Here is a 24,055-nt window from a genome sequence, read left to right as displayed (position 1 = left end):
ATGTTTTATTTCTGATACTTAGATGAACTCATCGTGAGTCTCACCGGCTTGTGTGCGCCGCTTTTGCAAGAAACTACCCGCGAAGGCCAAGCCGCTCACCTTGATCCCGCGCCTGCCCCGCGCGTAGGTTGGTGCTTGATCGACATCTGCGCGATCGGAGAAAATCTCGCGTCAACCGGGCCCAGGACGAATATCCATGGAATGTAAATTCCATGGCCGGTTTTCGTATGCCTTTTCCGCGAGAAATCGCTCCGGATACGGTTCCGGGTATGACTGAATATCCGTTTCCGAGAACAAGGGATAAGCCGGTTTAAAGGCCACAGTGCTCAGCCGGAAATACAAGGAGACCAGAATGACACTGCTCGGTTTGCTCGTCGCCTTTGGCGGCGGTATATTCGGGGCCGCAATCGGCGCGCTCCCCGCCTTTACCTTCGTCGGTTTTCTGACGATGATCGGCGTGGCGATCCAGCTCGCGGTCGCCCCCGAAGCCACCGATTTCTTCGGCATCCCCTTTGGCGCCTTTGGCCCGCACACGGGCGGCTTTGCCGCGGGCGTTGCCGCCGCCGCCTATGCCGCCAAAAAAGGCAAGCTTGACAGCGGGCGCAACATCGTCACCGCGGGCATGGGGCTCAACAGCCCGGATGTGCTCCTTGTCGGCGGCGTGTTCGGCGCGCTTGGCTATCTGATCTTCTGGGCGCTCACCTTTGTGCCGAGCTTTGGCCCGGGCCTTGCCTTCAGCGACCTTCCCGCGGTGGGCGTGGTGATCTCCGCCTTTATCGCGCGCTTCCTGTGGGGCACCTGCGGGCTGTGCGGCAAGGCCGATCCGGGCCGTGGCTTCTTCCACCCGACCGATGCCACCAAATGGCTGGTGTTCCAGTCGAGCTTCGCGCAGATCGTGGTGATCGGGCTTGGCGGCGGGCTCCTTGGCGGCTGGCTCGGCGTGACCTATGGCGTGCCCGGCGCGCTTCTGGCCTTCGGCATCGCCGCCGCGAGCCTTCTGTTCCTGACGCTGGGCGTGCTTACCCCCGTCTCGCACCACATCATGCTGCCCGCAGCCCTTGCGGGCGTCGCCTCCGGCAGCGTGATCTGGGGCGCGGTGATCGGCATCCTCTCGGCCTTCCTTGGTGAGTTCTTCGCCCGCGCCTTCCTGTGCCATGGCGACACCCATATCGACCCGCCGGCCTGCGCGATCGCGGTCATGACCTTTGCCGTCAACCTGCTGAGCTTCCTCGGCTTCTGGGCCCTGATCCCGCTTCCGGTCTGACCCGGCAGGGCCGGACCTCCGGCCGGCCCCGACCTCCCCCGGACGGCGCGACGCTTTGGTGCCGCGCCGTCCCACAGTTCCCGGCGGACGCCCCCGCGGCCGCTCCTCCCCCGACCGACAAGGACGACCCCCATGATCCTGATCATCAACTCCGGCAGTTCCAGCCTGAAATATCAACTCTATACCCCTGATCTGACAAAGGTTCTGTGCTCTGGCATGATCGCGAAGATCGGTGAGCCCGAGGGCTATGCCGAGCATTTCGTTGGCCGGCGCGGCGAGCGGCGGCACTGCGAGACCGCCAACCACCATGCCGCCTTTGGCGCGATGATGGAGGCGCTCCTGTCGCCCGAATATGGCGTGCTGCAATGCCCCGGGGCCGTCACGGCGATCGGTCACCGTGTGGTGCATGGCGGCGCGATCTTCTTCGGCTCGGTCGTCGTCGATGACTGCGTCCTCCAAGCCCTGCGCGAGTGCGCCACTTTCGCGCCGCTCCACAACCCCGCCAATATCGTTGGCATCGAAGAGGCGCAGCGCGCCTTTCCCGGCGTGCCCAATGTGGTCGTTTTCGACACCGCCTTTCACCAGACCGTGCCACCGAAAGCGCATCTCTATGCGCTGCCGTTTGAACTCAGCGTCGCGCATGGTATCCGCCGCTACGGCTTTCACGGCACCTCCTGCCGCTATGTGAGCCAGGCCGCCGCAGAAATACTCAACCGCCCGATCGAGGCGCTCTCGATGGTCGTGTGCCACCTTGGCAACGGCGTCACCCTTGATGCGATCAAGGGCGGCAAATCGGTCGATACGACAATCGGCTTTGGCACGTTCAGCGGCGTGGCCATGGGCACGCGGGCGGGCGATTTCGACCCGGCGATCATCTTCCACCTCGTCAACAAACTCGGCATGAGCCTCGAGCAGGTCGAGGAAATCTGCTACCGCAAGAGCGGTCTGCTCGGCCTCTCCGGCCTGTCCAACGACATGCGCGAAATCTGCACCGCCGCCGAAAAGGGCAACACGCGCTGCCAGCTCGCGCTGGAGGTCTTCACCTATCAGATCCGCAAGACCATTGGCGCCTATGCCGCCGCGATGGGCGGGCTCGATGCGCTCGTCTTCACCGCCGGCATTGGCGAGAACAGCGCCGAGATTCGCACGCGTATCTGTGCCGACATGGGCTTTTTGGGGATCGAGATCGACTCGCGGCTCAATGCCGCCGCGCGCGGCGGTGATCCGAACATCTCCGCCTCGGGCGCGCGGGTGGCAACCCTCGTGGTGCCGACAGACGAGGAACGGATGATCGCCATCGACACGCTCGCCCTGACCCGGCCCGGCGTGGCTGCGATGCAGGAAGAAAGCCCCCGCCTCGCTGCCGAGTGAGCCCTTGGAAAAACAAAACCGCCGGTCAGTTGCAAGACCGGCGGTTTTTCTTTGCGCGCGGTTTGGCTCAGGCGCCGAGCGTGCGCTCGATCAGGGCACACCAGTTCTCATGTGCGATCTTGCGCACCAGCGCCTCGCCATAGCCATGCGCAAGCATCGCCTCGACAAGCCCCTGCAGCCCCGCCACATCGCCCAGAACCGCGGGAATTTCGGCGCCGTCAAAATCCGAGCCAAGGCCCACGTGGTCTTCGCCAAGCCGCTCGATCAGGTAATCGAGGTGGCGCAGCATCGGCGCCCAGCCGCAGGCCGGGTCCTTGATGCCAGTCTCGGTCAGGAAGCCCACCGCATAGTTCAGCCCCACCATGCCGCGGCTTTCGCGGATCATGTCGAGCTGGCGGTCGGTGAGGTTGCGCGACGACGCACAAAGCGCATGCACGTTCGAATGGGTGGCCACGAGCGGCGCATCGGAGAGCGCCGCCACATCGTCAAAGCCCTTCTCATTGAGATGGCTCAGGTCGATCATCACCTTGAGCGCGTTGCATTCCTTCACGAGCCGCTTGCCCGCATCGGTGAGCCCCGGCCCGGTATCGGGCGACGACGGATAGGCAAAGGGCACGCCATGGCCAAAGAGCGTCGGGCGCGACCAGACCGGCCCGAGCGAGCGCAGCCCCATCGCATGAAACACATGAAGCGTATCAAGGCTTTCGTCGATCGCCTCGGCGCCCTCCATATGCATGATGCCCGCGATCACGCCCTCCTTGAGTGCTGCGCGCACCTCCGCCCCGGTGCGGCAAATGCGGAACGCGCCCTTGGCGGCGCGCTCCATCCAGAGCATGTGACCCGCCGCGGCGATGGCGGGCGCGAGCGCGTCAGAGAAGGGAATCGCGTCGGGCAGCGGCAGCGCATAGGGCGGGTTTTCCATCTGCGCCATCAGATCGGCATCGTCATGCGACACCGGCGAGGGCAGATAGATCGCGAAGAAGCCCCCCGCAAAGCCGCCCGCCTGCATGCGCGGCAGATCAAGCTGGCCCTTCCCCTCACCGGTGAGCCAAATCGTTTCGCGCCGCTCGGGCGCCTCCAGAAGCCGCAACAGAAGGTCGTTGTGGCCGTCGAACACGGGGATCATTTTCAGTCCTTTGAAGTGGCGCCCAACATCCGGTCGGCGGACGCCGCGAACAGGTTGCGGGCATAGTCGGTCTTCATGCGCGCGGAGGCGAGGTCTTCGCGGGCCAGCTCTTCGACGGCGCGGCCGTGCTGCATGACAAGGATGCGGTCGCACATATGGTCGATAACCGCAAGATCATGGCTGACCATCAAAAATGTCAAACCATGCTCGGCGCGCAGCCGGTTGAGCAGGTTGAGCACCTCTGCCTGCACCGAGGCATCAAGCGCCGAGGTGGGCTCATCCAGAAGCAGGATCTCGGGCTCAAGCATCAGCGCGCGGGCAATCGCCACGCGCTGGCGCTGCCCGCCCGAGAGCTGGTGCGGATAGCGGAAGCGGAAGGAGGCGGGCAGGCCCACATCCTCAAGCGCGCGCACAACGCGGGCATCGGTGCCCTTGATGCCATGGATCGCCAGCGGCTCGGAGAGCGTGCGGTCAATGGTGTGGCGCGGATGCAGGCTCGCATAGGGGTCCTGGAACACCATCTGCACCCGGCTCGCAAAGGCCTTGGCGTTGCGCGTATTCACGGGCTCTCCAGCGATGCGGATCGCGCCGCCGGACACAGGCGCCAGCCCGCAGATTGCGCGCAGGATGGTGGATTTGCCCGAGCCGCTCTCGCCCACAAGGCCAAAGCTCTGCTTCGCCCCCACCTTCAGGCTCACCTCCTGCACCGCATGCACGCGCCGCCCCTTCGCCTCGAAGGTGACGGAAAGACTGTCGATCTCGATGAAATCAGATTCGATCACATCACGCATTGGCCCAGTCCCCCGTGCGGTCGAGCCCCGGCAGGGGTTGGCGCGGCCCCCCGATGCGCGGCAGGCAATTCAAAAGCCCCTGCGTATAGGGGTGTTTGGCCTCCATCAGATCGCCCGCGGCCAGTTCCTCGACGATCTTGCCGCGATACATCACCAGCACCCGGTCGCAAAACCGCGCCACAAGGCGCAGGTCGTGACTGATGAAAATGAGCCCCATGCCGCGCTCGCGCACGAGCCCGTCGAGGATCGCCATCACCTCCGCCTGCACCGTCACATCGAGCGCCGAGGTGGGCTCGTCGGCAATCAGCAGATCGGGCTCAGGGATCAGCATCATCGCGATCATCACGCGCTGCCCCATCCCGCCTGAAAGCTCATGCGGCCAGGCCTCCATCACCCGCTCGGGGTCGCGGATCTGCACCGCCTCCAGCGCGGCAATCGCCTTTTTGCGCGCCTCCGCCCGGCCAAGCCGGTCGCGCCGCAACAGCCCCTCCATCAGCTGCGCGCCCACCCGCATCACCGGGTTGAGCGAATATTTCGGGTCTTGCATCACCATGGCAAGGCGCGGCCCGCGCAACGCGCGCATCTGCTTTTCCGAGGCCTTCGTGAGGTCGATGCCGTCAAAGCGCATCCGGTCTGCCTCGATCCGCCCCGGCGGGCGGATGAGGCGCAGAACCGAGCGCCCGGTGATGGTCTTGCCGGAGCCGCTTTCGCCCACAATTCCAAGACGTTCGCGCCCGAGGCTGAAGCTTACGCCACGCACGGCATGAACCGGGCCCGTCTCCGTATCAAAGGTGACACGGAGGTTTTCGATTTCCAGCAAACTCATCGCGAGGCACTCCGCGGGTCAAGCACGTCGCGCAGACCATCGCCCAGAAGGTTGAAGCCGAGCGACACAAGGAAGATCGCAAGGCCCGGCATGGTGGCCACCCACCATTGCTCGAACAGGAACTTGCGCCCCGAAGAGATCATCAGACCCCATTCGGGAAGCGGCGGCTGCACGCCAAGGCCGAGAAAGCCAAGGCCCGCGGCGATCAGGATCACCCCTGCCATGTCAAGCGTGACGCGAATGATCACCGAGGGCAGGCACATCGGCATGACATGGCCCCAGATGATCCGCCCGGCCCCGGCGCCCTGCAGCCGCACCGCGGCGATATAGTCCGAATTGCGCACGGTGAGCGTTTCGGCGCGCGCCACACGGGCATAGGGCGGCCAGGCGGTCAGTGCGATCGCAAGCACGGCATTGACGATCCCCGGCCCCAGCACGGCGACAAGCGCGAGCGCCAGAATGAGCCGCGGGAAGGCAAGGAAGATATCGGTGATGCGCATCAGCACGGTATCGACGATGCCGCCGAAATAGCCCGCCACGGTGCCGATGGCGAGGCCGATCACCGGCGCGGTCACGGCCACGAGGGCGATGATATAAAGCGTGATGCGCGCGCCATAGACGATGCGAGACCAGATATCGCGGCCAAAATCATCGGTGCCGAGCCAGTGCCCCGGCGTGCCCGGCGGCAAAAGCCGCTGGCCGAGGTTTTGGGTGAACGGGTCATGCGTGGCAAAAAGCGGCGCGAAGGCGGCCATCGCGCACAAAAGCACAATGATGGCGAGCCCGAGCATTGCAAGATGGTTGCGCTTGAGCCGGAGCCAGGCCAGCCAGGCCTGCCCGATGCGCGCCTGCGCCCGCGACGAGGGCGAGGGATCGGTGAGCCATTGGGAAAGGGTCTGGGTCATGTGCGCGCCCTCGGATCAACGAGGCGGTAGAGCAGGTCCGACGCCATGTTGAGCGTCACGAAGGCGACGCCCACCACCACCGTGCCGCCCAGCACCGCGGGCATATCTGCGGCAAAGAGCGCATCGGTGATATAGCTGCCAAGCCCCGGCCAGGCGAAAATCGTTTCGGTCAGCACCGAGCCTTCGAGCAGATAGGCATAGGAAAGCGCCACAACGGTGATCAGCGGCACGGAGACGTTGCGCATCGCATGCACCCAGATCACCCGCCATTCCGGCATGCCCTTGACGCGGGCGGTGGTGATATATTCCTGGCTCAACTCGCCCAGCATGAAACTGCGCGTCATACGGCTGATGTAGGCCATTGAAACGTAACCCAAAAGCCCTGCGGGCAGGATGATATGGGTGAGCGCATTGGCAAACACGTCCCACGCGCCGTTGAGCGCGGAATCGATCAAGATCGCGCCGGTGTAACGCGTCATGGTGAATTCGAGCATCATGTCATAGGAGGGGTCGAGCCGGCCCGGGCCGCCGACCCAGCCAAGCTCGCCATAGAAGATAAGAAGGCCAATGAGGCCGAGCCAGAATACCGGCATCGAATAGCCGACAAGGCCGACGAGGCGGACGATCTGGTCCGAGATCGAGCCCGGCCGGGTGGCGGCAAGCACGCCCGCGGGCACGCCCAGAATGACCCCGATGATCGTGCCGAGCGTGGCGAGTTCGAGCGTGGCGGGAAAGCGGCGGGCGATTTCGGTCAGGACCGGCTGTTGCGTGCGGATCGACTGCCCCAGATCCCCATGCACCGCATCGCGGACATAGATCCAGAATTGCTGCCACAGCGGCGCATCAAGGCCAAGCGCCTCGCGCGCGGCGGCATATTGCGCCTGCGTGGCGCGCTCGCCCACGATCGACAGCACCGGGTCAATCGGCACGACGCGGCCAATGATGAAGGTGACGAGCAACAGGCCCAGAAGGGTGATGGCAAGGGTGACGAGACCGCCGACAAGGCGGCGCGCAAACTCGGTCAGGTGGGCGGGGGGACGTGTTTCGGAATGGGCCATGAGGGGGTGGCCCCGCCGCGCAGCCCAAAGACCGCGCGGCGGGAGGATCTTACTTCGTCACGGTCCAGTAGGCGGCGGAATCGGTCGCGCCACCGGCGTGGAAGCCCTTCACATTGGCGCGCATCGCATCTTGCCGCGCCTGCTGGAACATCAGCACGAAAGCGGAAGTGTCGCGGTGGGTGCGCTGAATGTCTTGATACATCGCGGCGCGCTTGTCGGTGTCGCGCTCGGTCACAGCCGCCTCGGTCATCGCGCCCATCTCGCCCGGATCCCAGGCGGTGCGCCAGGCGAGATAGCCCGTCGCCTTCGCCTCGTCCGAGTTGTCGGGGTTTTCCGCGAAGGTGGAGGCGTTGGTGTGCGGGTCGGGGTAATCCGGGCCCCAGGTCTGCAGCGTGATCTCATGCTGACGGGCACGATACTTTTCGAGCACCTGCTTGCCGTCGCCCACATCGAGCGTCACGTTGATGCCGATCTGGCCAAAGGTGTTCTGCACCGATTGCGCAATATCCATGCGCTCCTGATTGTTGCGCACGGTGAGCGAGACGTCGAGCGGCAGCGCCACGCCCGACTCGGCCAACAGCGCCTTCGCCTTGTCGAGATCGAGGTGATAGGGCGTCTCGTCGAGCGCGCCCAAAAAGCCCTGCGGCAGGAAGGCCTGATGCACGACCCACTGACCTTTCAGGATCGTGTCGGTCATGCCCTTGTAATCCACCGCCCACCGCATCGCTTCGAGCACTTTCGGATTGGTCAGCGCCTCGACCTTCTGGTTCATCGCGAGGTAGTAGATCTGGCCGCCGACATCGCCTTGCACGGTGATGTCAGGGTTGCCCTCGACGCCCGCGATGTCGATCGGCGTCATCTCGCGGCCAATGTCGATATCGCCTTTTTCCAGCAACAGCCGCTCGGTCGCGCCTTCGGGAATATGGCGCATCATCACATATTTCATCGGCGCATCACCGCGCCAGTGGCCCTCGCGCCGCTCAAGCACGTAGCCTTCGCTCGGCTTGAAGGATTTCAGCACATAGGCGCCGGTGCCCGCCGAGTTCGATTGCAGCCAGGCATTGCCCATGTCGCCATCAACTTCATGATCCATCACCGTCTTCACATCGACGATTTCGGCCACGCCCGCGGTGAGGCAGTTGTAAACGAAGCTCGGCGCATAGGGTTTGTCGGTCTTGAGGATGACCGTATCGCCCTCGGCGCGGATCGTTTCCTCGACATTGTCCTTCGAGAGCCCGAACTGGGTGAGGATGAAGGCGGGGGTTTTATCGAGCAGGATCACGCGCTTGAGCGAGGCGGCAGCGGCCTCGGCGGTGACCGGATTGCCCGAGGAGAAGGTGACGCCCGGGCGGATCTTGAACGTGTAGGTCACCCCGTCATCGGCCAGCGACCAGCTCTCTGCAAGGCCCGGAACCAGTGCCCCGGTCGTGGCCGGATCGAGTTCAACGAGCGTGTCATAGAGGTTGTTGTTGAGGTCGGTGCCCGAAAATTCGAAGGCTTCGGCCGGGTCGATGGAGACGATATCGTCGATCGCATCGGCCAGAACCAGCGTGTCGGCCGGGGTGCCGGCAAACAGCGCGGCGGGCGCGGTGCAGGCCATCAGGGCCGCAAGCGCGAAAGCCTTGGGAAGGGTGAGGGGTGATTTCATGAGAGGACTCCCTGTCCGTTTCTGCGGTCTGGCTCTTGCCGGGTGGCGTGGCCTGACCTGCGGCAAAAGTGACGTCTTTGTGAGGGGAGTTCAAGGCGGATCGGATGCAAGGCTGCCTCCCACCCCGGGCGAAGGCCCGGGCGAAGGGGCGTGGTGGATCAGACCGGGGCGGGCCAAAGCCCGCGCAAGAGCCCTGCGGCGAGAAGAAGCATCATCGCCCCGACCGCAAGATCGAGCAGCTGCCACGCGCGGGGCCGCGCAAAGACCGGCGCAAGATAGCGCGCGCCGTAACCAAGCGCACCAAACCAGAAAAGGCTTGCCCCGCCTGCGCCGAGCACGAAAAGCGGTTGCGCCCCGGCGGGCTGGGCGGCCCCGACCGAGCCGACCAGCAAAACCGTATCAAGATAGACATGCGGATTGAGGAGCGTGAACCCCGCCACCCGGGCCAGCGCACCGATCCGCGTCAGCCCCGCGCCCCCCGTCTGCGCAACAAGCCGCTCAGCCCCAAGCGCGCGGCGCAGCGCCGAGACGCCATACCAGGCAAGAAACGCCGCCCCTCCGAGCGAGAGCCAGAGCACGAGCCGCGGCGCGCCGCCAAGCACCGCGCCCAGCCCCGCCACCCCGAGCGAGATCAGCGCCAGATCGGCAAAGGCGCAAAAGGCGACCACAAGCCCCAGATGCTCGCGCCGGAGCCCCTGGCGCAGCACGAAGGCATTTTGCGCGCCGATCGCAACGATCAGCCCAAGCGAAAGGGCAAAGCCCGTGAAAAGAGGAGAAAGCGGTGTCATGGCGCTTTTCTGACCGGGGAAGAGTGTGTAGTCCAATTCAGAATGCTAATGCAGATGAAGCAGGGCTTAACATGTTCGACTATCCGCTTCTTGCCGCGCTGGCGGCGGTGCTGCGCGAGGGCAGTTTCGAGCGTGCCGCGCGCGGGCTCGGCATCACGCCCTCGGCGGTGTCGCAGCGCATCCGCACGCTGGAGGAACGGGTGGGCGCCACGCTTGTCGTGCGCAGCCAGCCGCCCGTTGCCACCGAGGCGGGCGCGCGGCTCTGCGCGCATCTTGAGCGGGTGCGGCTTCTCGAGAGCGAGCTGGCGGCGGATCTGCCCGGGCTTGGCGGGCCGGAGGCGGGGCCGGCCACGCTCAATGTCGCCGTGAATGCGGATTCGCTTGGCAGCTGGTTTCTGCCCGCAGTGGTGCGGTTTGCCGAGGCAACCGGCGCGCTTGTGCATCTGACGCGCGAAGACGAAGAGCATACCGCGCAGCGCCTGCGCCGCGGCGAGGTGCTGGCCGCGCTCACCACCGACCCGGCCCCCCTGCCCGGCTGCCGCACCCGCCCGCTTGGTGCGCTGCGCTATGCCGCCTGCGCGAGCCCGGCGTTCTTGCGCCGTCACTTTGCGCAAGGTGTCACGCCTCAGGCGCTCGCGCGGGCGCCAGTTTTGCAGTTTGACGCGCATGACGGGCTGCAGGCGCGCTGGCTGCGCGACGCCTTCACCCTGCCGCTCACCGCCCCCAGCCATCGCGTGCCCTCGACGCAAGGGTTTCTCGAGGCCTGCGCCGCCGGGCTTGGCTGGGCGCTCCAGCCCCTGCCGCTCGCGACGGGGCTGATCGAGAGCGGCGCGCTCATTGCGCTTATGCCGGGGCAGTATCTTGATGTGCCGCTGCATTGGCAGCATGTCCGGCTTGGCAGCCCGCTGCTTGAGGCGCTGACCAAGGAAGTGGTGGCGCAAGCCCGCGCCCGGCTGATTGCGCTGCGCTGAGCCAAGCCCTTCCGCCAAAAGACGAATCGCACCGCCGCCCGATCCTCACTTTGCCCAGCCAGCAGGCAAATCGCCCATGAGAGCGGCACTTTTTCTCGCAGCCCTGCAAGCCGCGTTCCAGCCGCACCACGGGCCAGCCGCAAATCGCGGCAATTTGCCTCGCCTTTCGATGGCCGAGTTTGGGCAAACGGCGCAAATGCGCGATCCGATGTCGTTTTACGTGCGATCGCACGCGCCGCGGGGCGATTAAGCGGGATTTACAAGGGGCCGACCCGCGGCAGATGCGCTGCCGCTGCACCCTCCCCGCACCGCTCCGGCCCCTGACCGTCTGCCAGAACAAGGAACCGAAACAGATGAAGAAACTCCTCCTCACCACGGTCATCGCCTCCTCGATGGCGGTGGCGGCCCAAGCCGAAGTGGTGGTCCTGAGCTGGGGCGGCGCTTATGGCGCGGCCGAAGTCGAGGCCCATGTGAAGCCGTTCATCGAGGCCACCGGCATCAAGACCACGATGATCGACGCCGACAACCCGGCCACGCCGCTGAAAGCACAGACGGAATCGGGCAACGTTTCGGTTGATGTCGCGCTCGTCGAATATGCCGATGCGGTGCGGCTTTGCGACGAGGGCCTGCTGGAAGAGATCGACCCCGATCTGCTCCTGCCCGGCTCCGACGGCACCCCGGCGATGGAAGATTTCCTGCCCGGCGCGGTGATGGATTGTGGCATTTCGACCGACCTCTGGGCGAATGTGATCGCGTACGACGCCTCGCAATTCCCCGGCGAGAAACCGACGAAAATCGCCGATTTCTTCGATTTGGAAAAATTCCCCGGCAAGCGCGGCGTGAAAAAGGCCCCGAAAACCGTGCTCGAAATGGCGCTGATGGCCGATGGCGTGCCGGCGGCAGAGGTCTATGACGTGCTCTCCACCGACGAGGGCCTTGACCGCGCTTTCGCCAAGCTCGACACGATCAAGAGCAACGTGATCTGGTGGGAAGCGGGCGCGCAACCGCCGCAACTGCTCGCCGATGGCGAAGTCTCGATGTCGACCGCCTATAACGGGCGGATCTTCAACGCCGCGATCGAAGAGGGCAAACCGCTCGTCGTGCTTTGGGACGGTCAGGTCTACGAACACGAGATGTATGTGGTGCCGAAAGGCGCGCCCCATCTTGAGGATGCGATGAAATACATCCAGTTCACCACCTCGACCGAGAGCCTGCGCCGCCAGGCGCAATACATCTCCTACGGCCCGACCCGGAAATCTTCGAACGCGGGGGAAATCCTTTACAAGGATGGCAAGACCGTGATGGGGCCGCACCTGCCGACCTACCCGGCCAACATGGTCAATGCGCTCGAAACCAATCTCGACTTCTGGGTCGACAATGATTCCGAGCTGAACGAGCGCTTCAACGCCTGGCTGGCGAACTGAGGCAAGAAACGGGGTGGTGCGGAGCCTATGGCTTCGCGCCACGCGTAGCGGCCCGGCCAGGCAAGCTCCCGTTCTGGCCGGGCACGCGATCTGTCAGAGCGGCGCGCCAGGCTCAGCGCGCCGGGCGCTCGCGCCAGAAGATCACCCCCATCTGCTCCGCCGCGCGCTGTGACAGCACCGGGCTGATCAGCCCGCGTTGCGATTGATAGGCCCGGATCGCCGCCCTTGTGGCCGCATCGATCTGGCCGGTCCCCGCCCCCGCATAAAGCCCGCGCGCCGCGAGCGCGCGCTGCAGCGTCACCACCCGATCGGGCGTCAGATCCGCATCGCAGACGCGGCGAAACCAGAGCCTCTCTCCGCCCTCGACGATCCGCGCCTCGGTGATCGTGTTGTAGCGCGCGGGCTCCAGCACCACGCCGGTGACCGGATCAAGCTTTTCGGGCGCGACAAGCGCGTGCTCGGTGATGGTCTCGACCACGGCGGGGCGGCGTTCTTCGTGATAGCAGCCCGGCGCGCCCGCCCCCGGCGCCTTGTCGCGCCACTCCCCCGCCAGCGTCAACCGGGCGACGGCCGCCCCCGTGGCCACGATCGGCGCGCCATCGCGTGTCGCCGCGGGCGTCGCAGGCACGGCAGGCGGTTGCGAGGGCGCGTCCTCTCGGGCCGCCTGTTCGACACAGGCACAAAGAAGAGCAGGCAGGGCGAAAGCAAGAAGGGAGAGGCGCGGCATGGAACCCGTCAGAATGAACGGCGCGACCTTAACCGCTTTGCCAGCCCGCGCCTAGGGCCAGACTGACCGCGCGCGGCGCGACTGCCCCCCGCGTTAGCAAGGATGCGGCCAAGCTGCGGCTTCCCAAAACCCGCGCCTTCGCCTAAACCAAGTCCATCCCGCCCTGCGGCAACGAATGAGGCACCAGATGGCAAAGATCACTTACGTCGAACACAATGGCACCCGCCACGAGATCGAGGTGAAACCGGGGCTCACGGTGATGGAAGGCGCGCGCGACAATGGCGTGCCCGGCATCGACGCCGATTGCGGCGGCGCCTGCGCCTGCTCGACCTGCCATGTCTATATTGACGAGGCCTGGATCGACCGGCTGCCCAAACCGCTGCCCACCGAGACCGACATGCTCGATTTCGCCTGGGAACCCGATCCGGTGAAATCGCGCCTGACCTGCCAGATCAAGGTCACACCGGACATGAACGGGCTGATCGTGCATCTGCCCGAAAAGCAGATCTGACCCGGCCAGACCCAAGACCCAAAGCCGCCCTTCGGGGCGGCTTTTTGGTGGCGCGCCACCGCCCAAAGAAAAACGCGGCCCCCGGAGGGACCGCGTTTTCCAAATGTCTGGCGAACCGATCAGCGTTTCGAGAACTGGAACGAGCGGCGGGCTTTGGCCTTGCCGTATTTCTTCCGTTCGACAACGCGCGAGTCACGGGTCAGGAAGCCCGCGGCCTTGAGCGCGGCGCGCAACGACGGCTCGTGCAGTTGCAGCGCTTTCGAGATGCCGTGCTTGACCGCACCGGCTTGCCCCGAAAGGCCACCGCCGACCACCGTCGCCATCACGTCATACTGGCCTTCGACACCGGCCACACCGAAGGGCTGGTTGACGATCAGCTGGAGCACCGGGCGGGCGAAATATTCGTTCATCGCCTTGCCGTTCACGGTGATCTTGCCGGAGCCGGGCTTGACCCAGACGCGAGCAACCGCGTTCTTGCGCTTGCCGGTGGCATAGGCGCGGCCGAGCGCGTCACGCACCGGGGTGCGGGGGGCCGCTTCGGCGGTCGTGGTGACGGCCGCGGGCGTGCCCGAAACGGCCGACTTCAGATCGTCGAGGGATTTGATATCGGACATGATCAGGCGCTCCGGGTGTTCTTCTTGTTCAGGACCTTCACGTCCAGAACTTCGGGCTGCTGGGCTTCATGCGGATGCTCGGCGCCCGCGTAGACGCGCAGGTTCGACATCTGCTGACGGCCAAGACGGTTGCGCGAGATCATGCGCTCGACCGCCTTGATCACCACGCGCTCGGGGTGGGCCCCTTCGAGCACCTGACGCGCGGTGCGGAACTTGATCCCGCCCGGGTGGTTGGTGTGCCAGTAGTAACGTTTGTCTTCACGCTTCGAACCGGTCATCTGCACCTTGTCGGCGTTGATGATGATGACGTTGTCGCCCATGTCCATATGGGGGGTGAAGGTCGGCTTGTGCTTGCCACGCAGGCGCATGGCAACGATCGTGGCGAGGCGGCCCAGAACGACGCCCTCGGCGTCAATCAGGATCCACTTCTTCTCGATCTCCGCCGGTTTCGCGGTATAGGTTTTCATTGTCGATCGCCCTTTGAAGGGTTGTGGAATTCGGATGCGGGCTTGTCCGGTATTTCCGCGCTCAAATCAAGAGCGATAATGCGAAATTACACAATTGAATTCAATGGCTTGCAAAATAGGTATCTATTTACCCCACACGCGGGGCGGCAAATCCCGCTGATTCAGCCCGCGCTCTGACAATCTGCCCCCCCGCGCGCATCGGGTCGCGGCGCAAGGCCACGAAGAGCGTGCTAGGCTCAGCGCGGAGGAAGGGGAGAGAGATGACCAAAGAGACCGAGCAAGATCCCGCGCGCGCCGAGGGGCTCGCGCCGCTTCATGTCCTTGCGCTGATCGCGGGGCCATTGTGCCTGATCCCGGCCCTTGTGGTGCCCGCGCCATGGGGGCTTGCCCCGGAGGCGTGGCGGCTCGTCTGTGTGGCGCTCTGGATGGTGATCTGGTGGCTTGCCGAGGCGGTGCCGCTGCCCGCCACCGCGCTTTTGCCCATTGTTGCGATGCCAGTGCTCGATATCCTGCCCGTCGCCAAGGTCACGGCGCACTATGGCAACCATCTGATTTTCCTCTTTCTCGGCGGTTTCCTTCTGGCGGCGGCAATGCAGCGCTGGGGGCTGCACCGCCGCATTGCGCTGCATGTGGTGGCCGCGCTCGGGCGGTCTCCCGAAGGCATCATCGCGGGCTTCATGCTGGCCACGGCGTTTTTGTCGATGTGGATCTCCAACACCGCGACCGCGGTGATGATGGTGGCGGTGGGCGCCTCTGTCGTCGAGGTGGTCGAAAGCGAAAGCGCCGACAAGCCGCGCGCGCGCCGCTTTGGCGTGGCGCTGATGCTCTCGATCGCCTTTTCCGCCTCGATCGGCGGCGCGGGCACGCTGATCGGCACGCCCCCCAATGCGCTGATGGCGAGCCTGCTGGAAACCGGCCACGGCATCGAGATCGGCTTTTTCCGCTGGATGCTTCTGGGCGTGCCCATCGTTCTGGTGATGCTGCCGCTCACCCATCTCATTCTCACGCGCCTCGCCTTTGACGTGCGCGGCCTCGACCTCGCCTCGGTGCGCGGCGTGATCGGCGACGAAATCACCCGCCTCGGCCCGATGTCACGCGGCGAGATCACCGTTGCCGTGGTCTTTGCGCTCACGGCCTTCGCGTGGATCTTCCGCGAGGCGCTTGGCCTGCCGATCTCCGACAGCGGCATCGCGATCCTCGCCGCGGTCGTGCTCTTTGCGCTGCCTGCCGGGCGCGGCAAGGGCTTCGTGCTTGACTGGGGCGTGGCGCCCGGCCTGCCCTGGGGCGTGCTGATCCTGTTTGGCGGCGGGCTCGCCCTTGCGGGCGCCTTTGAGGCCACGGGCCTTGCGGGCTGGATCGGGGCCGAGGTGGCCGCGGTGGGGGCGGTGCCGCTGTCGGTGCTGGTGCTGATCGTGGCGGCGGTGATGGTGTTTCTCACCGGCATCACCTCCAACACCGCCTCGGCGGCGACCTTCCTGCCGGTGCTCGGCGCGGTTGCGGTCGGGCGCGGGCTCGATGTGGAATGGCTGATGGTGCCGGTGGCGCTTGCCGCCTCGATGGCCTTCATGCTGCCCGTCGCCACGCCACCCAATGCCATTGTCTTTACCTACAAGGGCTTGAAACTCGCCGACATGGTGCGGGCCGGCTTTATCGTGAACCTTGTCAGCATCGGCGTGATCTGGGCGGCGGTGATGGGGCTTGCGCCCTATGTGTTCGGGCTTTGAGCCCCCTCACTTGGGCGGGCCTCACTTGGGCGGGATCGCATAGGTCATCGAGGCGCGGGCGACCGGCTCCGCGCCGCCTTCCGAATAGATCAGCGCATCGCCCACCGCGAGCGCACGGCCCAGCTTGAGCACCCGCACCTTCGCGATCAGATCGCGCCCCGCCGCGGGCTTGCGCAAAAAGTCGATCGTTGCATTCGTCGTCACTGCCAGCATCACCGGCCCGATCCGCGCAAGGATCGCAAGATAGATCCCGACATCGGCCAGCGCGAACATGCTCGGCCCCGAGACCGTGCCGCCCGGGCGCAGGTGGCTCTCATCCACCTTGAGCCGGATCACCGTCTCCTCTCCCACGGCCTCCACCGCGAACATCCCCGCCACCTGCGGGAAATGCGCGGCGAGAAAAGCCGTGAGTGACGTAACGTCCATCTGCATTTTCATCTTTCCCGAAAGCCCCCCCGCGCCCAGACTTTCGCCCAAAGGGAGGAAGATCAATGACCGAACTCGTGGAGCTGGAAAAACGTGGCGTCATCGCGCATCTGACGCTGAACGCGCCGCACAGCCTCAATGCGCTTTCCGATGCCATGCTGGCCGCGCTGAAGGCGCGGTTCGAAGCGCTCGCCAAGGACCGCAGCGTGAAAGTCGTCGTGCTCAAGGGCGCGGGAAAAGCGTTCTGCGCCGGTCATGACCTCAAGGAGATGCAGGCGGGCCGCGCCGGGGAGGACGGTGGCCGGGCCTATTTCGCGGATCTTTTTACCCGCTGCGCCGAGGTGATGCAGATGATCCCCGCTCTGCCCCAGCCGGTGATCGCCGAGGTGCATGGCATCGCCACCGCGGCGGGCTGCCAGCTCGTTGCCTCCTGCGATCTGGCGGTCGCGGCGGAGGGCACGCGCTTTGGCGTGAACGGCGTCAACATCGGGCTTTTCTGCTCCACGCCGATGGTGGCGCTTTCGCGGGTCGTGCCGCGCAAGGTGGCGTTTGAAATGCTCACCACCGGAGCGTTCATCGACGCCGCCCGCGCCCGCGAGGTGGGGCTGATCAACCGTGTCGTTGCGCCCGGCGCATTGGAGAGCGCAACGGCAGATCTGGCGGAAACGCTGGCCAAAAAGCTCGGCGCGGCAGTGGCACTGGGCAAGCGCAGCTTTTACGACCAGGCCGAAATGGGCCTTGCCGCAGCCTATGCCCATGCCGGCGCGGTGATGGTCGAGAACATGCTTTTGCGCGACACTGCCGAGGGCGTGCAGGCCTTTATCGAAAAGCGCCCGCCCGACTGGGCGTGAGCCGGGGCCTCGGGCGGGGCCGCTCAGCGCATCCGGCGCGTGATCTGGGCCGCCTGACGGGCGCGCTTGGCGGCCTGCCGGGCCTGCACCTGCGCCTGCCGCTCGGCGGGCGTCATCGGACCACCGCCGGGCGCGCCGCCCGCCTTGCCGGCAGACGTGCCGCCCGCCTTGCCCCGGCCCGCGCGGGCGATGCTGTCCATCCCCTTGTTGATGCCGATGCGCAACAGCCGCCGCATCACCATGTTGACGATCATCTGCAACAGCCTTGCCAGATCCATGCTCATTCCTCTTCGAAAAGTTCGCTCTGCCCGGCCATGTCGCCGTCGTCCTCCTCGGCCCCCGGCATTGGCCGGTTGTCCAGAAGCCCCGCCGCGCGCAGCTCCTTCAGCCCCGGCAGGTCGCGCGCGGATTCGAGCCCGAAATGGTCCAGAAACGTCGGCGTGACCACAAAGGTGACCGGCCGCCCCGGCGTCATCCGCCGCCGCCCGAGCCGCACCCATTCCATCTCCAAAAGCTGGTCAATGGTGCCCCGGCTCACCGCAACACCGCGAATTTCCTCGATCTCTGCCCGTGTCACCGGCTGGTGATAGGCGATGATCGCCAGCGTCTCGATGGCGGCGCGGGAGAGCTTGCGCATCTCCACCACTTCTTTTTGCATCAAAAATCCAAGATCCGGCGCGGTGCGGAAGGCAAAGCCCTCGCCCACCTGCACCAGATGCACCCCCCGCCCCTCATAGCGGCGGCGCAGATAGGCGAGCGCCTCGCCCGCATCGCAGCCATGCGGCATCCGGTCGGCCATTTCGCGCAGGCTCACAGGGTCGGGCGAGGCAAACAGGATCGCCTCCACCATGCGTTCCTGCTCGGCCATCGGCGGCGCATCAAAGAGCGATTTCTCGTTCGGATCGTAGCGGGTGTCACTCATCTCATGGCTCCCTCGGCGCGCTCGGGCGCGGTGTGGTGCGCGCGCGGATGGTGATGGGCGCAAAGGTCTCGCTTTGGCGAATCTCGATCTGGCCCTGCTTGGCAAGCTCCAGCGAGGCCGCAAAGGTGGCCGCCGTGGCGGAGCGGCGGCGCGCGGGCTCAAGCCCCCAGCCCTCGGGCATGTAATGGGTGAGCGCGGTCCAGTCCCCGGCAAAACCGATCATCCCGCGGATTCGCTCAAGCGCTTCCTCCATCGTGAAGATATCTTTGCGGTCAAAGGCATAGGGGCGGAACTCGTCACGGGTGCGAATCCGCGCATAGGCCTGAATCAGCTCCAGAAGCGAGGCGGAATAGCGCACGCTGCGCACCCGTTCGACGCTTTCCTCAAAGCCGCGCGCAAAGAAGTTGCGCCCGAGCTGGTCGCGCGCCATCAATTGCGCCGCTGCCTCGCGCATCGCCGCCAGCCGCTCAAGCTGAAAGGCGAGATGGGCGGCAAGGTCTTCGGCGGAGGGCCCCTCTTCGCCCGGTTCGGGCGGCAGCAGCAGGCGCGATTTCAAAAACGCAAGCCATGCCGCCATCACCAGATAATCGGCGGCCAGCTCGATGCGCAGCGCCTTTGCCTCTTCCACAAAGCGCAGATATTGCTCGGCCAGGGCCAAAACCGAGATCCGCCGCAGATCGACCTTTTGCATCCGCGAAAGCGTGAGCAGCAGATCGAGCGGGCCTTCAAACCCGTCGACATCGACAATCAGCGCCTCGGCTGCAAGCCGCTCGCTGACGCTTGTGCTTTCAAAAAGGCTCGTTTCCTCAGCCATGGGCGGCCTTCCCGCGCGAGAGAGTCTCAAACTCGGCAATGAGCCGGGCCAAGTCAACCTCTGCGGGAGGGCGCCGCCACGCGAGCGCCGCTTCGGCGCGCGCCTGCGCCGCGCGCGACAGGCATCCCGCCGCGGCGACCGTCTGTTCAAACGCGGCGCGCGTGCCGTTGCAATGCAAGACCAGATCGCAGCCCGCCGCAATCGACGCCGTGGTGCGGGTCGCATAATCGCCCGACAGCGCCTCCATGCCGATGTCATCCGTCATCAAGAGCCCGGCAAAGCCGATCTCCTCGCGGATGAGGCGGATGAGCTTTGCGCTTTGCGTGGCGGGCGCCGTGTCAAAAGCCGGATAGCGGATATGCGCGGTCATCCCCATCGGCAGATCGGCGAGCGCCTTGAACACGGCAAAATCACTGCCGCGCAGATCCTCGGCGGGGGCCGCAACGACGGGAAGGTTCTTGTGGCTGTCGGCCTCGGCGCGGCCATGGCCGGGCATATGCTTGAGCACCGGCAGCACCCCCCCGGCAAGCAGGCCATCCGCCGTGGCGCGGGCGTTTTGGACAACCGCGTCAACGCTTTCGCCAAGGCAGCGATTGTAAAGGAACGGATGCGTCCGCGGCCCGGCAATGTCACAGGTGGGGGCGCAATTGGCGTCGATGCCCACCGCGCGCAACTCCGCCGCCTGCAGCCGCGCCCGCAGCCAGAGCCCGCGCGGGCCGGAAAGGCGCGCCTCTTCGAGCGGGGGGAGCCATTCGCGCCAGTGCGGCGCGCGCAGCCGTTGCACCCGCCCCCCCTCCTGATCAATGAAAATCGCCGCTTCGCGCCCGAGCGCCGCGCGCAGATCATGGGTGAGGCGCAAGAGCTGCGCGGGCGTCTCGACATTGCGGGCAAACAGGATCAGCCCCCAAGGGTCTGCCGCGCGCAGAAAAGCCGCCTCCTCCGCGCCAAGCTGCCCGCCCTCGACGCCGAGGATCGTCGCGCCGGGCGCGCTCATTTGATCACCGTGGGAATGCAGTTCGAGCCCTCGGCCACAAGCGCGGCGCAGAACTGGCGCGCGGACTCGACGCTCTCGAAGCCTTCAACGCGCAGCCGCCAGAAGCTGCGCCCGCCCGAGGCCGCCTCTTGCACGATCCGCCGCTTGCCTGCCATCAGCGCCTCGAACCGGCGCGCGACGCGGTCCCATTCGGCGCGCGCAAGATCCGGGCTGTCAAAGGCGCCAAGCTGCACCACGCGCGTGCCCGCAGCCAGATCCTTCGGGGCGATATCGACCACAGCCGCCGCCCCTGCCGCGGGCGCCTCCCCGCCCCCAAGCGCGCGCGCAACGGCAAGCGCCGCGGCTTCCGCCTCAAGATCGCGGTCGGGTCGCGAGAGGGGCCGCGGCGAGCGGGCAAGGCCCGGCACATCGGGCGAGATCCCCGCAGTCTCGGCGGCCGGGGTCTCGGCGGTCGGCGCCACGGGGGTCGGGGCCTCTGCGCTCTCGGCCTCCTCCTCGACCCCCTCGGGGAGCGACTCGGGCAGCGGCGCCACATCGGCGGGGGCAAGTTCGGACGCGTCTGCCGCGGGTGCATCGGGCCGGGGGGCACGCGCGGTATCGGGCACGGCAATCGCGGCGGGCTCTCCGCCCTCCGTTTCGGGCGGCACCGCAGGCGCGGCAAGATCGGGAAGCGGGCGCAGATCCGCCATCGGCGTATCGTCCGGGGTGAGGCCGGTCGGATCGGGGGCGAGCACGACCCGGTCCGGGCCGGGCGCCGCGAGCCCGGAGCCTGCCACCTCGTTCACCGAAAGGCCGACATGGGCAGCCATATCGCCACCGGGGTTCTCGGGCGCGATCCGGGCAGGCCCCTCGATCGCGCGGATGATCGGCACGCCGGAGACGTCGCGCACGGCGAGCTTGTAGCCCCAGACCACGACCCCGAGCACCAGCGCCACCGAGGTGGCGGCGCCAGCCCATTGCACCCAGCGCTGCACCGGCAGCGCGGGTGCGGAGCCCGGAAGGCCCCTGCCCTGATCGTGATCGGACCCGCCCATTCGGGGGTCGGGAGTATACATGCTCGCCTCTTCGGGTTCGGGCTTTTGCCCTCAGCCCGGCGGATGTTCAGCGCATCTCTTCAGCCGGGGTCACGCCAAGAATACCAAGACCGGCCGAAATCACAACGGCACAGGCCCGCGCGAGGGCAATTTTCGCCGATGTCAGGGCAAGATCGTCCTCCTGCACGAAGCGCAGGCGCGGCTCTTCGTTGCCACGGTGCCAAAGTGCGTGCAGATCCGAGGCGATCTCATAGAGGAAGAAGGCGACCCGGTGCGGCTCGTTCGCGCGCGCGGCAATCTCCACCAGGCGCGGCCATTCGGCGATTTTCTTGGCCAGCGCAGTCTCCGCCTCATGGCTGTTTTGCGCCAGATCCGCCCGCGCGAGCGCAGCATCGCTCACATCAAGGCCAAGCTCGACCGCCTTGCGCAGCACCGAGGCAACGCGGGCATGGGCATATTGCACATAAAAGACCGGGTTGTCCTTCGACTGCTCAAGCACCTTGTCGAAGTCAAAGTCCAAAGGCGCATCGTTCTTGCGGGTGAGCATGTGAAAGCGGGTGACATCGGCCCCCGCCTGCTCGACCACATCGCGCAGGGTCACAAAGGTGCCCGCGCGCTTCGACATCTTGAAGGGCTCGCCGTTCTTGAAAAGCTTCACAAGCTGGATGAGCTTGATGTCGAGGCTCACCTTGTTCTCGCTCAGCGCCGCCACGGCGGCCTTCATGCGCTTGACGTAACCGCCGTGATCGGCGCCGAACACGTCGATCAGATGGTCGAAGCCGCGCGCGATTTTGGTCCAGTGATAGGCGATATCGGGCGCGAAATAGGTCCAGGCGCCATCCGATTTCTTCACCGGCCGGTCAACATCGTCGCCGTATTGGGTGGATTTGAACAGCGTTTGCTCGCGCTCTTCCCAGTCTTCGGGAAGCTTGCCCTTCGGCGGCTCGAGCACGCCCTCATAGATCAGGCCAAGGTCTTCGAGCCGCTGCAGCGCGGCCTCGATCTGCCCGGTGCCGTAGAGCGATTTTTCCGAATAGAAGACATCCATCTTCACATTCAAAAGCGCCAGATCCTCGCGGATCATCGCCATCATCGCCTCGGTCGCAAAGTCGCGCACCTCGGCAAGCCAGGCTGCCTCGGGCTTGTCGATCAGCTCCGCACCATATTTCGCTTTCAGCGCCTCGCCCACGGGAATGAGGTAGTCGCCGGGGTAGAGCCCCTCGCGGATCTCCGGCTCAAGGCCGTTGGCCTCGCGGTAGCGCTCATAGGCCGAACGCGCGAGCACATCGACCTGCGCGCCGCCGTCGTTGATGTAATATTCGCGCGTGACATCATAGCCCGCGAAATCGAGCAGGCTCGCCAGCGCATCGCCAAACACCGCGCCGCGGGTATGGCCCACATGCATCGGCCCGGTCGGGTTGGCGGAAACATATTCCACATTGACCTTCACGCCCGCGCCAAGATCAGAGCGGCCGAAAGCGCGCCCCGCATCGAGCGCGGCACGCAGAACCTCGGTCCAGACGCCGGGCACGAGGCGCAGGTTGATGAAGCCCGGCCCGGCAACCGTGGCCTCGGCAATGCGCGGATCGGCGGCAAGCCTGGCCACCAGCGCCTCGGCCAGCGCGCGCGGGTTCTGCCCGGCGGGCTTGGCCAGCACCATCGCGGCATTGGTCGCCATGTCGCCATGCGCGGCATCGCGCGGCGGCTCCACCGCCACGTTCGACAAATCGAGCCCCGCAGGCAGTGCGCCCTCGGCCCCCATTTCTTCGAGCGCCGCGACAACAGCACGGCGGATATCGGCAAAAATGTTCATGATCGGCTTCCTTCGTTGCCTCTCCCCTGCCAGAGCGCCGCGGCCCCGTCAACACGAGCCTCAGCCGCGGCAGGCCCGCGTTCCTGCGTCGCAGACCGAATCGGCGGGATTTTTGGCAGTTTGTTGACGTCTGCCGCGCTATGGAGTAGGGCAAAACCGTCGCAATCCGTGCGACCAATCGACCGGGACGCCCGGACATAGCGTCCCCCCACCCCGCGCGGGGTCTTTTGCCCCTCGCACTCAAGGACGCTCATGACGAAGTTTATCGATCTCAAACTCTCTGCCGATGTTCTCAAGGCCATTGCCGATGCGGGCTACGAGACGCCGACGCCGATTCAGGCCGGCGCCATTCCGCACGCGCTTGAAGGCAAGGACGTGCTTGGCATCGCCCAGACCGGCACCGGCAAGACGGCTTCTTTTACCCTGCCGCTCGTGACCATGCTCTCCAAGGGGCGCGCCCGGGCGCGGATGCCGCGCTCGCTGGTGCTGTGCCCGACCCGCGAACTGGCGGCGCAGGTGGCCGAGAACTTCGACATCTATGCCAAATACACCAAGCTCACCAAGGCGCTGCTGATCGGCGGCGTGAGCTTTGGCGAGCAAGACAAGCTGATTGACCGCGGCGTTGACGTGCTGATCGCCACGCCGGGCCGGTTGCTTGACCATTTCGAGCGCGGCAAGCTTCTGCTCACCGGCGTGCAGATCATGGTGGTCGACGAAGCCGACCGCATGCTCGACATGGGCTTCATCCCTGATATCGAACGGATTTTCCAGCTGACCCCGTTCACCCGCCAGACCATGTTCTACTCTGCCACGATGGCGCCGGAGATCGAGCGGATCACCAATACCTTCCTGCACAGCCCGGCCCGGATCGAGGTGGCGCGGCAGGCCACCGCTTCGGAAACGATCACGCAAAAGCTCGTCGAGATCGCACCGCCGCGGCGTGACCAGACCGCCAAGGCCAAGCGGGAACTCTTGCGCGCGCTGAT

The 24,055-nt window shown here is 65.8% G+C and carries 25 protein-coding genes; 8 read left to right on the top strand and 17 right to left on the bottom strand.

Features of this window, described 5'->3' with window-relative positions:
• The first annotated feature begins 352 nt into the window (after nucleotides 1–352).
• Together ACFSM0_RS09145 and ACFSM0_RS09140 are read left to right on the top strand one after the other, a co-directional pair.
• Complete coding sequence (locus ACFSM0_RS09145; protein WP_377389560.1) at nucleotides 353–1,264, top strand: DUF7973 family transport facilitator; 912 nt, start codon at nucleotides 353–355, stop codon at nucleotides 1,262–1,264.
• A 132-nt stretch (nucleotides 1,265–1,396) separates the two neighbouring features.
• Nucleotides 1,397–2,635 (top strand): acetate/propionate family kinase, encoded by a 1,239-nt coding sequence (locus ACFSM0_RS09140; RefSeq protein ID WP_377389558.1) that lies wholly within the window; start codon nucleotides 1,397–1,399, stop codon nucleotides 2,633–2,635.
• 67 nt (nucleotides 2,636–2,702) lie between these two features.
• On the opposite strand, the gene ACFSM0_RS09135 is transcribed toward ACFSM0_RS09140, so the two are convergent.
• From ACFSM0_RS09135 to ACFSM0_RS09105, 7 genes are all read right to left on the bottom strand, one after another.
• Nucleotides 2,703–3,761 (bottom strand): dipeptidase, encoded by a 1,059-nt coding sequence (locus ACFSM0_RS09135; RefSeq protein ID WP_377389556.1) that lies wholly within the window; start codon nucleotides 3,759–3,761, stop codon nucleotides 2,703–2,705.
• A 2-nt stretch (nucleotides 3,762–3,763) separates the two neighbouring features.
• On the bottom strand, nucleotides 3,764–4,552 hold the full coding sequence (locus ACFSM0_RS09130; RefSeq protein ID WP_377389554.1) for an ABC transporter ATP-binding protein: 789 nt from the start codon (nucleotides 4,550–4,552) through the stop codon (nucleotides 3,764–3,766).
• Complete coding sequence (locus ACFSM0_RS09125) at nucleotides 4,545–5,378, bottom strand: ABC transporter ATP-binding protein (protein WP_377389552.1); 834 nt, start codon at nucleotides 5,376–5,378, stop codon at nucleotides 4,545–4,547. Before ACFSM0_RS09125 ends, ACFSM0_RS09130 begins: the two co-directional genes overlap by 8 nt.
• Nucleotides 5,375–6,283, bottom strand: a complete 909-nt coding sequence (nikC, locus tag ACFSM0_RS09120) for a nickel transporter permease (RefSeq protein ID WP_377389550.1) — start codon at nucleotides 6,281–6,283, stop codon at nucleotides 5,375–5,377. The genes ACFSM0_RS09125 and nikC overlap by 4 nt, the downstream gene beginning before the upstream one ends.
• Nucleotides 6,280–7,341, bottom strand: coding sequence for an ABC transporter permease (locus tag ACFSM0_RS09115; RefSeq protein WP_377389548.1), 1,062 nt, complete (start codon nucleotides 7,339–7,341; stop codon nucleotides 6,280–6,282). The genes nikC and ACFSM0_RS09115 overlap by 4 nt, the downstream gene beginning before the upstream one ends.
• A 49-nt stretch (nucleotides 7,342–7,390) precedes the next feature.
• The gene (locus ACFSM0_RS09110; RefSeq protein WP_377389546.1) at nucleotides 7,391–8,989 is read right to left on the bottom strand and encodes an ABC transporter substrate-binding protein; all 1,599 of its coding nucleotides are present in this window, start codon (nucleotides 8,987–8,989) and stop codon (nucleotides 7,391–7,393) included.
• Nucleotides 8,990–9,147: 158 nt separating this feature from the next.
• Entirely contained in the window at nucleotides 9,148–9,777 is a 630-nt protein-coding gene (locus tag ACFSM0_RS09105; protein WP_377389544.1) for a LysE/ArgO family amino acid transporter, read from the bottom strand.
• 71 nt (nucleotides 9,778–9,848) lie between these two features.
• Here ACFSM0_RS09105 and ACFSM0_RS09100 point away from each other — a divergent pair, with 71 nt between their 5' ends.
• A complete protein-coding gene (locus ACFSM0_RS09100) occupies nucleotides 9,849–10,748 on the top strand; it encodes a LysR family transcriptional regulator ArgP (RefSeq protein ID WP_377389542.1) in 900 nt (299 codons plus the stop codon).
• A gap of 353 nt (nucleotides 10,749–11,101) precedes the next feature.
• A complete protein-coding gene (locus ACFSM0_RS09095) occupies nucleotides 11,102–12,172 on the top strand; it encodes an ABC transporter substrate-binding protein (protein ID WP_377389540.1) in 1,071 nt (356 codons plus the stop codon).
• Nucleotides 12,173–12,284: 112 nt separating this feature from the next.
• Here the strand turns inward: ACFSM0_RS09095 and ACFSM0_RS09090 are convergent, their stop codons facing one another.
• A complete protein-coding gene (locus ACFSM0_RS09090; RefSeq protein ID WP_377389538.1) occupies nucleotides 12,285–12,800 on the bottom strand; it encodes a peptidoglycan-binding domain-containing protein in 516 nt (171 codons plus the stop codon).
• Between the two features lie 286 nt (nucleotides 12,801–13,086).
• Here ACFSM0_RS09090 and ACFSM0_RS09085 point away from each other — a divergent pair, with 286 nt between their 5' ends.
• Nucleotides 13,087–13,410: a 2Fe-2S iron-sulfur cluster-binding protein gene (locus ACFSM0_RS09085; protein WP_377389536.1), complete on the top strand. Its 324-nt coding sequence runs from the start codon at nucleotides 13,087–13,089 to the stop codon at nucleotides 13,408–13,410.
• Between the two features lie 119 nt (nucleotides 13,411–13,529).
• Here the strand turns inward: ACFSM0_RS09085 and rpsI are convergent, their stop codons facing one another.
• Together rpsI and rplM are read right to left on the bottom strand one after the other, a co-directional pair.
• On the bottom strand, nucleotides 13,530–14,024 hold the full coding sequence (gene rpsI, locus ACFSM0_RS09080; RefSeq protein ID WP_377389534.1) for a 30S ribosomal protein S9: 495 nt from the start codon (nucleotides 14,022–14,024) through the stop codon (nucleotides 13,530–13,532).
• Nucleotides 14,025–14,026: 2 nt separating this feature from the next.
• Entirely contained in the window at nucleotides 14,027–14,491 is a 465-nt protein-coding gene (rplM, locus tag ACFSM0_RS09075) for a 50S ribosomal protein L13 (protein ID WP_377389531.1), read from the bottom strand.
• 260 nt (nucleotides 14,492–14,751) lie between these two features.
• On the opposite strand from rplM, the gene ACFSM0_RS09070 reads away from it, so the two are divergent.
• A complete protein-coding gene (locus ACFSM0_RS09070; RefSeq protein WP_377389529.1) occupies nucleotides 14,752–16,215 on the top strand; it encodes an SLC13 family permease in 1,464 nt (487 codons plus the stop codon).
• 21 nt (nucleotides 16,216–16,236) lie between these two features.
• On the opposite strand, the gene ACFSM0_RS09065 is transcribed toward ACFSM0_RS09070, so the two are convergent.
• Nucleotides 16,237–16,653, bottom strand: a complete 417-nt coding sequence (locus ACFSM0_RS09065; RefSeq protein ID WP_377389527.1) for a PaaI family thioesterase — start codon at nucleotides 16,651–16,653, stop codon at nucleotides 16,237–16,239.
• A 53-nt stretch (nucleotides 16,654–16,706) separates the two neighbouring features.
• On the opposite strand from ACFSM0_RS09065, the gene ACFSM0_RS09060 reads away from it, so the two are divergent.
• Complete coding sequence (locus ACFSM0_RS09060; RefSeq protein WP_377389525.1) at nucleotides 16,707–17,492, top strand: enoyl-CoA hydratase; 786 nt, start codon at nucleotides 16,707–16,709, stop codon at nucleotides 17,490–17,492.
• Nucleotides 17,493–17,515: 23 nt separating this feature from the next.
• Here ACFSM0_RS09060 and ACFSM0_RS09055 read toward each other — a convergent pair whose 3' ends face one another.
• Genes ACFSM0_RS09055 through argS form a run of 6 tightly spaced genes read right to left on the bottom strand, consistent with a single transcriptional unit; the run spans nucleotide 17,516 to nucleotide 23,069 of the window.
• Nucleotides 17,516–17,776: a hypothetical protein gene (locus ACFSM0_RS09055; RefSeq protein ID WP_377389523.1), complete on the bottom strand. Its 261-nt coding sequence runs from the start codon at nucleotides 17,774–17,776 to the stop codon at nucleotides 17,516–17,518.
• Nucleotides 17,773–18,414: an SMC-Scp complex subunit ScpB gene (gene scpB, locus ACFSM0_RS09050; RefSeq protein WP_377389521.1), complete on the bottom strand. Its 642-nt coding sequence runs from the start codon at nucleotides 18,412–18,414 to the stop codon at nucleotides 17,773–17,775. Before scpB ends, ACFSM0_RS09055 begins: the two co-directional genes overlap by 4 nt.
• Nucleotide 18,415: 1 nt before the next feature.
• Nucleotides 18,416–19,228, bottom strand: a complete 813-nt coding sequence (locus ACFSM0_RS09045) for a segregation and condensation protein A (RefSeq protein ID WP_377389519.1) — start codon at nucleotides 19,226–19,228, stop codon at nucleotides 18,416–18,418.
• Nucleotides 19,221–20,222, bottom strand: a complete 1,002-nt coding sequence (locus tag ACFSM0_RS09040; RefSeq protein ID WP_377389517.1) for a glycoside hydrolase family 3 N-terminal domain-containing protein — start codon at nucleotides 20,220–20,222, stop codon at nucleotides 19,221–19,223. The genes ACFSM0_RS09045 and ACFSM0_RS09040 overlap by 8 nt, the downstream gene beginning before the upstream one ends.
• Nucleotides 20,219–21,277, bottom strand: a complete 1,059-nt coding sequence (locus ACFSM0_RS09035) for an SPOR domain-containing protein (protein WP_377389515.1) — start codon at nucleotides 21,275–21,277, stop codon at nucleotides 20,219–20,221. The genes ACFSM0_RS09040 and ACFSM0_RS09035 overlap by 4 nt, the downstream gene beginning before the upstream one ends.
• Nucleotides 21,278–21,323: 46 nt before the next feature.
• A complete protein-coding gene (gene argS / locus ACFSM0_RS09030) occupies nucleotides 21,324–23,069 on the bottom strand; it encodes an arginine--tRNA ligase (protein WP_377389513.1) in 1,746 nt (581 codons plus the stop codon).
• Nucleotides 23,070–23,321: 252 nt separating this feature from the next.
• Here argS and ACFSM0_RS09025 point away from each other — a divergent pair.
• Nucleotides 23,322–24,055, top strand: a 734-nt coding sequence (locus ACFSM0_RS09025) for a DEAD/DEAH box helicase (protein WP_377389713.1), incomplete at its 3' end; no start/stop codon positions are given.

The organism is Rhodobacter lacus, assembly GCF_042683065.1.
GTDB lineage: Bacteria > Pseudomonadota > Alphaproteobacteria > Rhodobacterales > Rhodobacteraceae > Rhodobacter > Rhodobacter lacus.
This window is presented reverse-complemented; position numbering and strand designations above follow the sequence as displayed.

Bases quoted from the DNA above. Each gene is read 5' to 3' on its own strand.
- ACFSM0_RS09140 (WP_377389558.1), top strand. From the start codon at position 1,397: ATGATCCTGATCATCAACTCCGGCAGTTCCAGCCTGAAATATCAACTC.
- ACFSM0_RS09110 (WP_377389546.1), bottom strand. From the start codon at position 8,989: ATGAAATCACCCCTCACCCTTCCCAAGGCTTTCGCGCTTGCGGCCCTG.
- ACFSM0_RS09130 (WP_377389554.1), bottom strand. From the start codon at position 4,552: ATGCGTGATGTGATCGAATCTGATTTCATCGAGATCGACAGTCTTTCC.
- ACFSM0_RS09060 (WP_377389525.1), top strand. From the start codon at position 16,707: ATGACCGAACTCGTGGAGCTGGAAAAACGTGGCGTCATCGCGCATCTG.
- ACFSM0_RS09065 (WP_377389527.1), bottom strand. From the start codon at position 16,653: ATGAAAATGCAGATGGACGTTACGTCACTCACGGCTTTTCTCGCCGCG.
- ACFSM0_RS09070 (WP_377389529.1), top strand. From the start codon at position 14,752: ATGACCAAAGAGACCGAGCAAGATCCCGCGCGCGCCGAGGGGCTCGCG.
- ACFSM0_RS09115 (WP_377389548.1), bottom strand. From the start codon at position 7,341: ATGGCCCATTCCGAAACACGTCCCCCCGCCCACCTGACCGAGTTTGCG.
- ACFSM0_RS09095 (WP_377389540.1), top strand. From the start codon at position 11,102: ATGAAGAAACTCCTCCTCACCACGGTCATCGCCTCCTCGATGGCGGTG.
- ACFSM0_RS09145 (WP_377389560.1), top strand. From the start codon at position 353: ATGACACTGCTCGGTTTGCTCGTCGCCTTTGGCGGCGGTATATTCGGG.
- nikC (WP_377389550.1), bottom strand. From the start codon at position 6,283: ATGACCCAGACCCTTTCCCAATGGCTCACCGATCCCTCGCCCTCGTCG.
- ACFSM0_RS09085 (WP_377389536.1), top strand. From the start codon at position 13,087: ATGGCAAAGATCACTTACGTCGAACACAATGGCACCCGCCACGAGATC.
- ACFSM0_RS09125 (WP_377389552.1), bottom strand. From the start codon at position 5,378: ATGAGTTTGCTGGAAATCGAAAACCTCCGTGTCACCTTTGATACGGAG.
- rplM (WP_377389531.1), bottom strand. From the start codon at position 14,491: ATGAAAACCTATACCGCGAAACCGGCGGAGATCGAGAAGAAGTGGATC.
- ACFSM0_RS09040 (WP_377389517.1), bottom strand. From the start codon at position 20,222: ATGAGCGCGCCCGGCGCGACGATCCTCGGCGTCGAGGGCGGGCAGCTT.
- scpB (WP_377389521.1), bottom strand. From the start codon at position 18,414: ATGAGTGACACCCGCTACGATCCGAACGAGAAATCGCTCTTTGATGCG.
- ACFSM0_RS09100 (WP_377389542.1), top strand. From the start codon at position 9,849: ATGTTCGACTATCCGCTTCTTGCCGCGCTGGCGGCGGTGCTGCGCGAG.
- ACFSM0_RS09055 (WP_377389523.1), bottom strand. From the start codon at position 17,776: ATGAGCATGGATCTGGCAAGGCTGTTGCAGATGATCGTCAACATGGTG.
- ACFSM0_RS09105 (WP_377389544.1), bottom strand. From the start codon at position 9,777: ATGACACCGCTTTCTCCTCTTTTCACGGGCTTTGCCCTTTCGCTTGGG.
- rpsI (WP_377389534.1), bottom strand. From the start codon at position 14,024: ATGTCCGATATCAAATCCCTCGACGATCTGAAGTCGGCCGTTTCGGGC.
- argS (WP_377389513.1), bottom strand. From the start codon at position 23,069: ATGAACATTTTTGCCGATATCCGCCGTGCTGTTGTCGCGGCGCTCGAA.
- ACFSM0_RS09045 (WP_377389519.1), bottom strand. From the start codon at position 19,228: ATGGCTGAGGAAACGAGCCTTTTTGAAAGCACAAGCGTCAGCGAGCGG.
- ACFSM0_RS09035 (WP_377389515.1), bottom strand. From the start codon at position 21,277: ATGTATACTCCCGACCCCCGAATGGGCGGGTCCGATCACGATCAGGGC.
- ACFSM0_RS09135 (WP_377389556.1), bottom strand. From the start codon at position 3,761: ATGATCCCCGTGTTCGACGGCCACAACGACCTTCTGTTGCGGCTTCTG.